Origin of the sequence: Mycobacterium szulgai, assembly GCF_002116635.1 — a bacterium.
In the GTDB taxonomy this organism is placed as follows: Bacteria; Actinomycetota; Actinomycetes; order Mycobacteriales; family Mycobacteriaceae; genus Mycobacterium; species Mycobacterium szulgai.
The window spans coordinates 1-12,832 of record NZ_LQPW01000134.1 but is presented as its reverse complement, the minus strand read 5'-3'; the positions used below and the strand labels follow the sequence as shown (position 1 = coordinate 12,832).

Below are 12,832 nucleotides of genomic sequence, written 5' to 3'. Positions count from 1 at the left end.
CCGGGACGTTTTTACGCGGCCGCGAGGCTGTCCGGCGGGGCCAGCTCGTCGAGGTCTTCGTACCAGTCGCGTTGGACCAAAATCCCGTCGGCGATGCGTTGCAAAGCGGCGTCGAAATCCGCTTGGTCAGGCTGATCGGTGAAGCCAGGTGACAGGGTGAGATTGTCGACCAGCCACCCCCGGATGACGGTAGACACCGCGTCGACTTGCCGCAGCCCGTCGGGGGCGAGCGATAGTTGGTCGCCGTCGCGGGATACGTAACCCGTTTGGACCAGACGGTCGAAGACAGGTTCGAGGACTTGCCGGGGTAGGTGGAGGTGTGAGGCGATGTCGGTGAGTCGTGCCGCCTCGAAGAATCGCTGGTACTGGTAAATGCGCAGCACGCCCCACAGCCCGGCGACGTCGAGCTCACAACCGGGTTGCTTGGCGATATCGTCCAATTGCAATCTGGGTGCTTCGTCCAGCACGCGCCCGACCGCGATTTCCAAGACGTCTTCGGGAGATTTAATTCTCGGCACGGCGAACCCGTCTCCGAGGCAGCTGGGGCTGTCGTGGATTCCGGTCAGTGGTGCCTCGCGCAAGAACAACGCAAGAACGAATCCCACCAGGGCGATAAAGGCGGCATAGAGGAACACTTGCGCCAACGACCCGGCATAAGCCCGAACAATCGGAGCGGCAATGTGCTGCGGCAGTTGATGTATGGCAGTTGGCGAATGCATGGCCGCTGCGGGCAGGCCGGCCGACGTCAATGCCGAACCTATTCGGGCGCTGAGGAAGTTCGCGAATAGTGCACCGAAAATTGCGGCGCCAAATGCACCACCCACCAAGCGGAAGAATGTCACACCCGAGGTGGCGATGCCCAGGTCTTCGAAACAGGAGGTGTTCTGCACGATCAGGATGAGCACCTGCATCGAGAAACCGATTCCGGCGCCCAGGATCACCAGGTAGCAGAACTGCACCGGCCACGGCGTCGTCTCATCCATTCGCGCCATCAGCAAGAAGCCGACAGCCATCAGTGCCGTCCCCGCAAGCGGAAAGATCTTGTAGCGGCCGGTCCGGCCGACCAGAATGCCCGCCGCCAGCGACGTGGTCAGCAATCCCACCACCATGGGCAACGTGCGCAGACCGGAGGTGGTTGCCGAGACGCCGTCGACGTAGCGCAGATACATGGGCACGAAGGTCAGCGCGCCAAGCATCGCGAATCCGACCAGCAACGACAGGATGGAGCAGACCGAAAACACTGGGCTGCGAAATAGCCGGGGCGGCAGGATGCCAGCGGCGGCACGGCTTTCCACGCCGACGAACACGACCAGGCCCACCGTGGCGCCGACGAACAACGCGATAATCGGCGCCGAGCCCCACGCGTAGGTGGTACCTCCCCAACTCGCGGCCATGATCAATGCCGTGGTGGCCAGGGCGATCACCAAGATCCCGAAGTAGTCGATAGCCGGTTTGGAGCGACGGGGCAACGCGGGGATGGCTACGGCGGCCACTGTGAGAACCGCTATGGAAGTGGGCACGTTGACCCAGAACGCCCAGCGCCAATTCAGGTAGTCGGCGAAGAATCCGCCGAATAACGGCCCCGCCACCGTAGCGACCCCAAATACCGCCCCGAGGATGCCCTGATAGCCGCCCCGGTCGCGGAGCGGAAACACCTCACCTACCAGTGCGGAGGCCGTCACTGAAGTGGCACCCGCGCCGATGCCCTGCACCATCCGAGAGATCGCCAGCATCGCCATGCTGCCAGACATGGCACACAACACCGAGCCGACCAAGAAGACCACGACGGCGATTTGCAGCACCTGCTTGCGGCCCAGTAGGTCACCGAGTTTGCCGGCGGCCGGGACAACCACGATGCCTCCGAGCAGATAGGCAGCGACAGCCCATGATTGCTGACCGGAGTCGCCGAGGTCGTCCGCGATCGTCGGTAATGCAGGCACGACCATCGCCTGGTCCATGGCCGCAACCAAGACCCCTAGCGCAAGCGCCGCGAATATGACATTGCGGCGTACGGACGTGATCGAATCGCCGGGCGAACGAGGATCGGCAGAGGCGGTTGCCGATACGGTCGGGATCGTCATTGTCTGAGCTCCCGTCGAAGGTCGGGCCCCGCGCGAGGCCCGGGTCTATTTTGTGGCCTCAAGAGCATTGCGCCAAGTACTGCTCAGAATATTTTTCTCAAAGCTTGTCGCCGGTGATTTCCGGCTTCTTATGGCACTGCGGGAGCCTGTCTATTTGCGTTCGCCATTTCCGGCCGCGTCATCGGCGAGCACTCGGTGTGCTCAGCGGAGTCCTGGTTTCCGGAATATCGCTCGTGCCGGGCTACCATGCCTTTGCGGTGCGCCGACCAGCTTGGCCGCTGCCGGCGTCCATGGTTGTTCGGCTTGTCAGCACCGCCACGACATTGCAGCGATGTCGTGGCATCCTGGCTTCCGCGAGCATTGCAATCCGTGAGGCGTCGCCCGCATGCTTTCAACGGATGCATTTGGTCGCGTGCGCGGGTTCACGACAAGGCCGCGACCAACTCACCGACGGTGTGATTCGCCTCAAGAGGGTGGCGCAACTTGCCCTCGGGATTGAGTGTGTACACATTTCGACGACCAATCCTTTTTTTGCTCAGATATCCCTCTTCGGTCAAATCCGTCAGAATCGCCTGCACAGATCGCTCGCTAATACCGATCCGCAGCGCGAACTCACGCGCGGTGAGCGGCGGGCCCGATGACACACACAGCAGCACATGGCCATGGTTGGTAAGGAATGTCCAGCTTCGCCCTTCGTGTTCGACAGCATTGGAAAAGAAGCCGCTCGGGCCGTCGGAACTCATCAGTCGATGATACATGATTTCTTTTTCATGTATATTTATTCGCAAAGTAGAGGTCGTGTCTTAGGACTGGCGGAATAGTTTCGCCGTGTCGCCGCGGCCGGCCGCGAACCGGCGAGAGCGACGCCCTGGGGGCCTCGGTGGGTCGGCCGACGTGTGGCTTGCTGCCCAGCGCGCCGGTCCGCAACCGGCCCTAAACCGTCGATCCGTTTAGCGAATTGATTTGCGCGAATCACTTTGTACTATTATGTGGGAATGGCAACTGCGCGCAGTGCTCAGACCGGCTACGCGACCGTCAAGCAACCAACCACCGGCAGCGGATGGACCTTCTTGACCAATCATGCCCACGTCCTGCTGTGCCTGGCAGAGGGCGAGGCCTATACGGCTCGAGAGCTTGCCGCTCGGGTCGGTATCACCGAACGCGCTGTGCAGGCGATTCTGGCCGACCTGACTGAGAGCGGTTATCTGCGCAAGTCGAAGGTGGGTCGGCGCAACGTCTATGGCGTCAACCTGCGTGGCCGTTTGCGTCACCCGGTCGAATCCAAGCACACCGTCGGCGACTTGATTGCGGCGTTGACCTGAGCGGCGTGCGCTGAGGTCAACGGCGGGTCGTGATGTGCGCGCGGCATCGATGCGATGCCGCGCGCACTCGTCGATGTCGATGTGTCAGACGACTTCCAGCAGGTAAGTGTCGCGTTCACGTTCAGTGATGTCGCCGACGATTCCGCAAGTCCGGATGTGTCCGTCGGCGGAATCGCTGACCACGCTGATGATCGCGGTCTGCCCTCTGTCGACGGCGCGGGCCAGAGCCGGCGACTTGGCCAGCAGGGAAGTTCCGATGTGCGCCATGTGGATGCGTGTCAACTCCTCGACCCGGCAGGCACCGGCACCCCGCTGCGCCAGAGACGACATCGCGTTCTCGACGACAGCGCGGGTTGCTCCATCGGGGATGTCGACGTTGTTCCAGGAATTCAGGGCCGTTTGCATCGCCGCGCAGTGGGCGTGCCCCAAGACCACGATCAGCGGGACTTCCAGTGTGTCGACGGCATATTCGATCGTTGCGAGTACACCTGCGTCGATCACATGGCCCCAGGTACTGACGTCGATGAAAGTGCCCCGGCTTTGACCGAACACCAAATCGCTGGTCATCTTGTCATCCGAGCACCGAAAGACCGCAGCAAGCGGCGCTTGCCCGCGAGTGGCCGGTGTTGGCTGTGAGCCAAGCATTGCGGAGAATTCCCTATTGCCGTCACGCAGGCGCTGCCATGCGATTGAGGGTTCGAACATGAGTGTTTCCTTTCTGGTTGGGGTTTAGGTGAAGTACTCGGGTCGGCTGACGTAGGTGTCGGTGACGAACATGACGCCCGGTGAGGCATCGAGTAGCCGGCGCAGTCCCGCCACCAGGGGTTCGATCTTGACGTCGGGCACGACGGTGATCAGCATTTCGAGCGTGGCTTGCTGGTTGAACAGCAGCCGTCCCTGGTGGTATCCGTGGTGACCGAGTCCGGACACGCCGGACACGCTGGTGAAACCTTTGGCGCCGGCGCTGCGAAACTGTTCGCGAACTGCCGGTGCGTCTTCGCCGGCAACGACCACTTCTATCTTGGTCATTTTGGTCAAACCGTTCAGTGGCATGGGATTCCTTCCTCATCGGTGTCGCGTTGGTCGTTGGTCGCGTCGTGTAGGTCCCAGCGTCGCCAGCCGCCGCGCGTCCAGCGCTGCCAAGGTTGGCCGGGCTGTTCTCGTGCCGCTAGGCTCACCCAGTCGTTGCCGAAGAGGTTCTGCAGCAAAGGGTTTCGTTCGACAATCGCGTCGATGCGCTGCAGCGGCGCCTGGATCACGGTCAGCAATCGCATGGGTTCGTGTCCAAACGACTGCCCGTCGGTGACGGACTGGCGGGGCAATCCGAGCTGAAGGTCGCCACCGTGCCCAGCCAGCACTCCCGCGCCGGCGACGACGTTGTGGATGGTTTTGGTTCCAGCGCCGAATAATTCGGGTGCGACGGTGGAGAAGTAATACTGGCAGTTGATCCATTGAGCGACCACCATGGGCGCGGTCAGGATTGTTTCCAGGGCGCTGCCATCCGGATCCACGGCCGCTTCATAGGAGTGAAGGAAGGTCCGGCGGTGCAAGTCGATTTCCCGTGTGACGGCGCGCGGCGCGACGATGAAGGCGGCGTTGCCCGCCAATCCCCATTCGGGAAACACCTGGGCCCAGTCGGTCGACCGGGCAGCGACGTGGCGGGCTGCATCAGAGGCCGAGGGATCGGCGGGCCCTCCGGGCAGCACCGGGCATCGTTCGGCGGCCAATGTCGCCCCAGCCACGCCGAGATCGGCTGTAAGGGAGGCTAGTTCGGTCTTGTGGCTGTCGGGGATCAGGTGCTGGTCCAGTATTGCGATTTGATCGGTGGCGGTGTCGTGTTGTGCGGCGACGAACCAGGTGTCGGGCCCGATGGTGATGCCGCGGGTGCGCAATTCTTTACGCACATCGGCGCTGTTGAGGATGGCCGCGGCGGTTCGGGCGTTAGGACCGCCGGCTTGTCCGCCACAAGCACCACAGTCCAGTGCGGCCTGATACGGATTGTTCTCGGTTGTGCTGCCGTGGCCGCACAGCACGATCAGTCTGGCGAAATTCTCGGTCAGGCCCATGGTGGTCAGGGCGACTTGAGCGAACAGCGCTCGATGATCCAGTGAGACCGTCTCATTGACCGACAAAACGGTGGGAGCCGGTGGCTGCAGCCGGTCACGTACCCGGCGGCGCAATGTTCCAGCGCCCCCCGGGTAGAAGGTTTTCGCCGCAGCCCATGGGCCGGCAGCCCACCCTGTCGCCTCGGCAAGCACGAATGGGGCCATGAGCTCCGACTTCGCTGCGTGGAACGCTGTTTCGGCGCCGGCAATGATGGCCGCGCCGGTTCGGCGGCGGCGCGCCTGGTGGCCAGTCGACGGCGCCGGTTGTTCAGACACGTTGTGGTCCGGGCGGATGAGCACCGGGCAAAGGTCGCTCGGCGCTCCGCCGAGCAGATCTGTGAACCGGACAGCAACTGCGAAAAACCCTGCAAATCCATAGGTTTCGTAGTCACCGAGCGACTCGATGCAGCGGCGCAGCCCTTCGGATCGGGTGTCGATGCAACAGACGAGCTGGGCTTTGGGCCGCCGCGGACTCTGATCAGCACAGGGCCCGCTGAGCGCGGCCAACAATCCGTCTCGGTAATGCGCCTCGTAAGCTTGTTGCCACACTACGGGACGCGCGCTGGCCGGCAGTGCCGACAGAATGCGCGCCACGGCGCCAAGGCTGTCGTCGTTGACGCCGTCGAATCGCAGGTTCTGGACCAGACTCACGGCGCGGTCGCGCGCAGAAGGAATATTCGACCGCTGCGGTTTGCGCTTCCTGTCTTGCAGGTCTGATCCCGAGTTTGACAACAGTGCCGATTCGTAGGCCAGCCGCACAGCGAGGTAGTCGAGCAGACTCAGGCCCGCTTGGCGGCCGGCGTACCACCGAATGTGCGCCGCCCAGCCCGGAAGTCGCGTCAGATGCGCTTGCAGGTAGGTGATCCGCTCGTCATCGGCGACCAGCAACTGCGACAGCGCGGCGATCGCAGCGTCTTCGGCTTGTTCGGGCAGCCTGCGCAGTACGGTGCGCACGGCACGCGGCAGCGTGTGGTCGTCGGCAGCCAAAAGCCGCCAGGCACAATAGAATCCGTTCGCGCGGCGTGGCATCGGCCAGCCGGTTGCCGACGACCCCAGAAATGCGGCACACCATTTCGCGGCTTGCGCGTCGACAAGTTCTGCGACCTCCGGCACGATTTCTTCGCTGCGGGTGAGGTTGCGGCGCTGCGGCGCAGCGACGGGTGCGCCAGTAAGGAGATCCGCGCGCAAGAGTTGAGATGGAGTCATCGCTTGTGCACCTAGCTGCACCGGTGGGCCGTCGAGCAGTGCCGGGTACCGCAGTCGCAGCGTGCTTTCCAGATCCGCATCGGTGATGCGTCCGCTGCGGTACAAGCCGCGAAACGCCGATTCGTCGAGCACGCCTAGGGTTCCGTAGAGATCGCCAACCCGACCGATCGCTTGTTCGAACGGCATCGACTCAAGCCCCGCCAACGGGTTGACAGCGATGAAGGTTTCCAGGGGGTAGTGGGTAGGGAGGATTCGCGCGGCCACAGTGATGTCACTACGCAGCTGGGCCCGGCGTGTCTCGAGCGACGGCTCGTCGATCACGGTGGTCACTGGTTTACTCCTGTCAGTTGGCGCGTTACTGGGTTGGGCACTGGCAAGGGGGCAGGACGGTATGGGCGCGTGTGGGCAGGACGTGCCGCGGGGACGTATCCGGCACTGAGCGCTCTGACATACACGATGTTGTGCAAGCGCGCGGCCCGGTCGGCTAGAGGACCCCGCGACAGGATGGCCAGCGCGCTGAGCAGCACCGCCACTGCGCAGATGGCCACCGGCGCGATCGACGGCGCTGCGACGGGCGGCAGATCCGGAGCCAGGAAGCCCGTCACCGCGCTCACCAGACCGACGTAGCCCAGGGCTGCCAGCATCATCGCCGCAGCTCCGGCCAGGACGGCCGGCGTGCGGGGGCATCGGGCCAACCAGCCGCCCAGAGCAACGGCCGCAGTCGCCCAGGCGAAGACCAGCAGCGCGGCCGCCGAGCCGTGGCCATCCCCGGATATCGGTATGAGAGCGGTGGCGGCACCCAGGGCGCCGGCGGGCAGCAGGATCGCCCCGACCCTGATCGCGCGGCGACGGACTGTGCTCAATAATGGCGGGGCCGGGCGGGCAGCCTTCCGGCGCCACTGGGCAACCGCAGAACCCGACGATAGGAATAGGGTCGCTTTGTAAAAGCCATGGCCCACAAGGTGAATGACCGCTGCCGCCGACATGCCCAGTCCACAGGTCATGATCATGAAGCCCATTTGCGCCATCGTGGAATACACCAGCGAGCCTTTGATATCTGGCTTAGTGAGCATGACGACTGCGCCGTAGGCGACGCTGAGGGCGCCCGCCGTGAAGGCCATCACCATGGCCCCCGCCGACCCGCTGACGATCGGGCTCAGCCGTACCAGAAGTACCCCTCCGGCATTGACCACGCCGGCGTGCAGCAGCGCCGAAACCGGGGTCGGCGCGGCCAAAGTGGCAGGTAACCATTTGTGGAAAGGCAATTGTGCGGAGCGCGACAACGCAGCAAAGACGATGAGCGTTGCACTAGTCAGATGCGTCGGCGTGGGCTGGGCGAATCGGCCGAGCTCCAAGCTCCGCAGTTCGACATTGCCCAGTTGAGCGGTCAGCAGTCCTACCGCCAGCCATAAGGCGATGTCGCCCAGCAGGAATGCTTGGCCAGTACGGCGCACCCCCAAGCGGGCGGCCGGCAATTGCCAGTACGTCGCCAATAGCAGGCACAGCGCAGTCCCGGCTACCGTCCAACAAACGGCAAGCCCGATAAGAGTTCCTGACGTCATCAGCCCCGCTGATGCCGAGGTGAGCAAGCCCGCACCCGCGACGAACCAGCCCAGCCGCTCGTCGCCGGCTAGATAACGAACCGCGAACATTTGCACCACTGCGCTGACTCCGTAGACCAAGAACAGCAAAACGGCGCCGAGCCGGGTTGTGGTGATGTCTGCAACCAGTGCGCCATGCCCGGTCCGCAGCGTCGCCGATACCGGACCATGGAACCAGACCTCGAGAGCCAACACGGCCGCCGCCAGGAAGCCGAAACCACTGGCCGCGACGCCCATGCGCGCTGCGGCCCGACCGAACCGCGGCCCGGCCAATCCTGCGAACAGTGCGGCAACGAGCGGAGTTATCAACGCGGCAAGCAAGAGGGCACTCACTGGCGATCACCGCAGCTCATGCGTGAAGTGGTAGACATGCGAAACAAATTACATGTTTTTAAATACGTGTGTCAAGCATCGTGAAATACAGTTCATAATCTCGTCCCGCGACGCGCTTGTGAACACGGCGAGCCAGCCGGGCTGCCAGAAGGCCGACATGCCCCGGTGCCTGCCCAAGCCGACAACAGTCACGCTCGATCACTCATACGCGATTCATATGAAACTTGATTGCCGAAAAATTTTTCGTTATGTAGCGTTCGTGCCATAGACCAGCGCACTCTCCGAGGAGACGACCATGGATCTCGACCGCATCACCCACCCGCTGAGATTGGCCAGAGGGTCACATCAGCCGGGATCGGGCAAAGGATGCGCAATGAACGTGATCTCCTACATCTATGGCGATCGCGTGGTCACGGATTACCCGGCGTGCTCTGCTCGCCCCCTGGCCGCATTCGTGCAGTCGTGTAACGACCTCCTGGCCGGCCCCAGCGGTTACCTGTCACCCGAAGACAGCTTGGTAGCACTGGAATTGGGCTGGCAGACAGTCGGAACCTCCGGAACTGAACCCAGCGTCATTCACGCGTGGGTGGCCGAGTTACTCACCAACCCGACCTGGGGAGTGGTTCAATACGCCAAGCTCAGCTCGACCAAGGCCATCTACGACATCGCTGAACTACACCGACTCGCAGCACGGAGCCAACAGCCAACGCAGTCGGATTGGGAAAATGCCTACTCTGCCGCCGTGGCGGAATCGCGCAGCTATGATGGCGCGGGCCACCCGGCCGGAACTCACGCGCTACGCAGCGCATACGAGTCCACCGCGTTGGCCGATGATCATCACCAAGGCACCGTCGATGCAGTGACTGGAAGCGCGCTGCGCGCACACGCGTTCGCGACCGGCAGTGCGGCATCGGCGCGATTCGCCGCAATCACCCATGACGCCATCGCATCCTGGCGTCAGCTCGCCTCAGTCCGCTCGGCCGGTGGAGCCTCGTCGACGCTGACCAGCGACCGCGCTCACGAACTCGTCTCAACAACGCCTTGACCCCTCCCCGTGTGAGAGCCACGACATGACGACGAAATTTCTCCTCGTGACGATTGCCCCAACGACCGGCAGCGGTCTCCCCCTCCCGGCACCGGTTGCCTGCGCAGCGGTGCCGTCGACGGACAGTGTCTATATCTATGCGGACGAGGACGGGGAAGTTGGAACCTGGATCATCAGGAGCACCTGCGGGCCAGACCGCATCGCCTACGTGACGACTGGACCAGGAAAGAGTTTCGCCGCCTCGCTAGTTGACGGCCGCTTCACCGTTACAAGAATGGTGCCCGGGGGGCTGACGTGCCCTCCGTATTTTGTCGGCGACAACGCCTCCTACTTCGATGGCGGCACGTATCCGGTTATCGCTACTCAATGGTGGGACCCCGTGACACTTACCGGAGAGGTCGCTTTCTTGGAAAGCGACGCGCCCTGCGGCCTTCATGACCGACGCGACACCTTTACGCTTACCCAGGTCGGCGAGTAGCGCCACAGGGCGGGATCACTATGCAAAACGATTGCGTGACAAGAAAATCGTGGCACAAGACGTTTTTCGGCATCGATCGGGTGCCCGGTCGGAGTCGCATCCGGAAGCAGCGGCACCAGATATGAACGGCGGGAACGTCAACGGCGCTTCCGTCGCCTCGTGTCAATGCACGAAAACAGAGGAAGTCGAGCCAGACAACTCAAGGTCACCGGCCCCGGCTGACGAGTCGCTGACCCGCCGGTCGCTGCTCAGATACACTGCGGTGCTTGCGTTCACCGCAGGTTTTGTCAATGCCGCAGCGCTATTGATGCTGGCTTTTCCGGTAGGAAACCTTACCGGTGTTACCACCCAGCTGGGCATGACCACCGCCCATCCGTGGCGCTACGAAGAACATATGCTCGTGGCGATCTTGCTAGGGTTCTTCGCGGGAGCATTTGTGGCCGGAGCACTTCTGGGGATGCCGAAATCAGCAACGGGCACGCGCCATGCGGTCGTATTGACAAGCGAAGCAGTGTTATTGCTGCTGGCCGCAACGGGACTCGAGCACAGCGCGCTCAGATCGTTCCTCAGCACAATCGGTGTCGAGCAGACAACGCTTCCAGCTCTGTTCGCCGCCGCGGCGCTCGGTTTGCAGAATGGACTTACTTCAAGTATTCGTCAGATAGCAGTCCGCACAACGCACTTCACGGGTACTGTAACTGACCTCGGGCTAATGCTTGGTCGAGCTCGTCGACACGGACTCGAAAAGTGGAAAGCGGCTATCCTTTTAGCCACGCTATTGCTTTTTCTAGCCGGCGGCGCAACGGGACTGGTGACCGCTGTTCGGTTCGGCGGCCACGCCCTCGCCCTGCCAGCTGCCATATGCCTGACCGTAGCAGGCATGCAGGTAGCCCGCGGCCGTACGTTGACCACACGTGATTCGTCTTGCATTTGACTTAGAAATCAACGTTCCCATCGGGCGACGGTACGAGGTCTGGCCGGTAGCGGCCGAGCAGCGAGCGCACGGTGTCCATGGCGGTGACGGCACGCTCCTTGTCAACGGCCTGAATCGCCATCACCGGGATGTACTCATCGTCGGGCAGGTCGACACGTGCCCACCGACTGCCGCCGGGAAACGACACCCCGGCCACAGCGGACCACGGTATTAGCCTGTCTCCCAACAGGTTACGAACCAGCAGACCGGAAGCTCCCACCCGCAGCCGGGGCCGCGTGAACAGCAACACAGCTCCGGCGATGACCAGCCCCAGCGCAGCCATCGCCACCTGATCGGCGGTCTGGAAGATCACCCCGCTGGACCTCACTTTGAGCAGCAGTCCCACCGCGATGTGTGCGGCGGCGATCACAAACGCTGCGATATAAGCGAACAGCGGTGTCAGGCGGGGACGCAGTTCGGCGTCCCATTCCGGCGGCCTCGTCACGACTGTGCGCGCAGATCACGCAGAGTCAGGGCGGTAGCCAGAGCCGCTGCGGTTGCTTGGGCGCCCTTGTCCTCCGCCGATGTGGGAAGCCCCGCGCGATCGAGCGCCTGCTCCTCGGTGTTGGTGGTCAACACGCCGTTGCCCACCGGCGTGGACTCGTCGAGGGAGACCCGGGTCAACCCCTGGGTCACCGCGTCGCAGACGTAGTCGAAATGCGGTGTCTCACCCCGGATCACCACACCGAGTGCGACGACGGCGTCATGGCTGCGCGCCAATTCCTGCACCACCACCGGAATCTCGATGGCTCCTAGCACACGCACCACCGTTGGACTGGGGATGCCCGAGTCGGCGGCCACCTTGAGGGCACCGGCCAGGAGCGCGTCACATACTTCGGTGTGCCAGGTACTGGCCACGATGGCCAATTGCACATCCGCAGCATCGAGCACCGGCATCTCCGGCACCCCAGCGCCACCGCTCATAGGGCTCCGCCGAACTCGCCTGGCAAATGCACAGATTCGTGGAAATCATCCAGACCGGTCAGGTCATGGCCCATCCGGTCGCGCTTGGTCATCAGGTACCGGATGTTGTCGGCGTTGACGCGCACCGGCAGCGGCACCCGCTCGATGATGTGCAGACCGTAGCCGTCCAGACCCACCCGCTTGGCCGGGTTGTTGGTCAGTAGCCGCATCGACCGCACTCCGAGGTCGACCAGTATCTGGGCCCCGATCCCGTAGTCGCGGGCGTCGGCGGGCAGGCCCAGCTTGAGGTTGGCGTCAACAGTGTCGTCCCCGGCGTCTTGGAGCTGGTAGGCCTGCAGCTTGTGCAGCAGACCGATGCCGCGGCCCTCATGACCGCGCATGTAGAGCACCACCCCGCGGCCCTCACGCGCCACCATCGCCATCGCGGCATCCAACTGCGGCCCGCAGTCACAGCGCCGCGAGCCGAACACGTCGCCGGTCAAACACTCCGAGTGCACCCGCACCAGCACGTCATCACCCTCGACGGTGGCCCCGGCGATTTCGCCACGCACCAGCGCCACGTGCTCGACGTCCTCGTAGATGCTGGTGTAGCCGATCGCGCGGAACTCCCCGTGACGAGTGGGGATGCGCGCCTCGGCGACCCGCTCGATGTGCTTTTCGTGCTTGCGCCGCCAGGAGATCAAATCTGCGATGGTGATCATCGCCAGCCCGTGCTCGTCGGCAAAGACCCGCAACTCATCGGTCTGGGCCATCGACCCCTCGTC

At 63.3% G+C, this 12,832-nt stretch carries 13 protein-coding genes; 4 read left to right on the top strand and 9 right to left on the bottom strand.

Annotated features, from left to right (window positions below; genetic code table 11):
• Positions 1-11 precede the first annotated feature (11 nt).
• Positions 12-2,081 carry an MDR family MFS transporter gene (locus AWC27_RS18810; protein WP_085671873.1) on the bottom strand — a complete coding sequence of 690 codons (2,070 nt, stop codon included), beginning with the start codon at positions 2,079-2,081 and terminating at the stop codon, positions 12-14.
• Between the two features lie 422 nt (positions 2,082-2,503).
• Positions 2,504-2,824 (bottom strand): helix-turn-helix transcriptional regulator, encoded by a 321-nt coding sequence (locus AWC27_RS18805; protein WP_085671872.1) that lies wholly within the window; start codon positions 2,822-2,824, stop codon positions 2,504-2,506.
• A 252-nt stretch (positions 2,825-3,076) separates the two neighbouring features.
• Between AWC27_RS18805 and AWC27_RS18800 the strand changes: the two genes are divergently transcribed.
• Positions 3,077-3,403, top strand: a complete 327-nt coding sequence (locus AWC27_RS18800) for a helix-turn-helix transcriptional regulator (protein ID WP_085671871.1) — start codon at positions 3,077-3,079, stop codon at positions 3,401-3,403.
• A gap of 84 nt (positions 3,404-3,487) precedes the next feature.
• Here the strand turns inward: AWC27_RS18800 and AWC27_RS18795 are convergent, their stop codons facing one another.
• From AWC27_RS18795 to AWC27_RS31615, 4 genes are all read right to left on the bottom strand, one after another.
• Entirely contained in the window at positions 3,488-4,048 is a 561-nt protein-coding gene (locus AWC27_RS18795) for a carbonic anhydrase (protein WP_281255922.1), read from the bottom strand.
• Between the two features lie 84 nt (positions 4,049-4,132).
• Entirely contained in the window at positions 4,133-4,432 is a 300-nt protein-coding gene (locus tag AWC27_RS18790) for a P-II family nitrogen regulator (RefSeq protein ID WP_245847262.1), read from the bottom strand.
• A gap of 14 nt (positions 4,433-4,446) precedes the next feature.
• Positions 4,447-7,044, bottom strand: coding sequence for a DUF2309 domain-containing protein (locus AWC27_RS18785; RefSeq protein ID WP_085671868.1), 2,598 nt, complete (start codon positions 7,042-7,044; stop codon positions 4,447-4,449).
• On the bottom strand, positions 7,041-8,648 hold the full coding sequence (locus tag AWC27_RS31615; RefSeq protein WP_085671867.1) for a proton-conducting transporter transmembrane domain-containing protein: 1,608 nt from the start codon (positions 8,646-8,648) through the stop codon (positions 7,041-7,043). Before AWC27_RS31615 ends, AWC27_RS18785 begins: the two co-directional genes overlap by 4 nt.
• Before the next feature lie 373 nt (positions 8,649-9,021).
• On the opposite strand from AWC27_RS31615, the gene AWC27_RS18775 reads away from it, so the two are divergent.
• From AWC27_RS18775 to AWC27_RS18765, 3 genes are all read left to right on the top strand, one after another.
• Positions 9,022-9,693 carry a hypothetical protein gene (locus AWC27_RS18775; RefSeq protein WP_085671866.1) on the top strand — a complete coding sequence of 224 codons (672 nt, stop codon included), beginning with the start codon at positions 9,022-9,024 and terminating at the stop codon, positions 9,691-9,693.
• A 25-nt stretch (positions 9,694-9,718) separates the two neighbouring features.
• Entirely contained in the window at positions 9,719-10,171 is a 453-nt protein-coding gene (locus tag AWC27_RS18770; protein ID WP_085671865.1) for a hypothetical protein, read from the top strand.
• Positions 10,172-10,292: 121 nt separating this feature from the next.
• The gene (locus AWC27_RS18765) at positions 10,293-11,105 is read left to right on the top strand and encodes a YoaK family protein (RefSeq protein WP_085671864.1); all 813 of its coding nucleotides are present in this window, start codon (positions 10,293-10,295) and stop codon (positions 11,103-11,105) included.
• 1 nt (position 11,106) lies between these two features.
• Here the strand turns inward: AWC27_RS18765 and AWC27_RS18760 are convergent, their stop codons facing one another.
• The 3 genes from AWC27_RS18760 to ribA all read right to left on the bottom strand — a co-directional run.
• Complete coding sequence (locus AWC27_RS18760; RefSeq protein WP_085671863.1) at positions 11,107-11,589, bottom strand: PH domain-containing protein; 483 nt, start codon at positions 11,587-11,589, stop codon at positions 11,107-11,109.
• On the bottom strand, positions 11,586-12,068 hold the full coding sequence (ribH, locus tag AWC27_RS18755) for a 6,7-dimethyl-8-ribityllumazine synthase (protein ID WP_085671862.1): 483 nt from the start codon (positions 12,066-12,068) through the stop codon (positions 11,586-11,588). The genes AWC27_RS18760 and ribH overlap by 4 nt, the downstream gene beginning before the upstream one ends.
• A partial coding sequence (gene ribA, locus AWC27_RS18750; protein WP_139837085.1) for a GTP cyclohydrolase II occupies positions 12,065-12,832 on the bottom strand: 768 nt, incomplete at its 5' end. The genes ribH and ribA, both read right to left, overlap by 4 nt.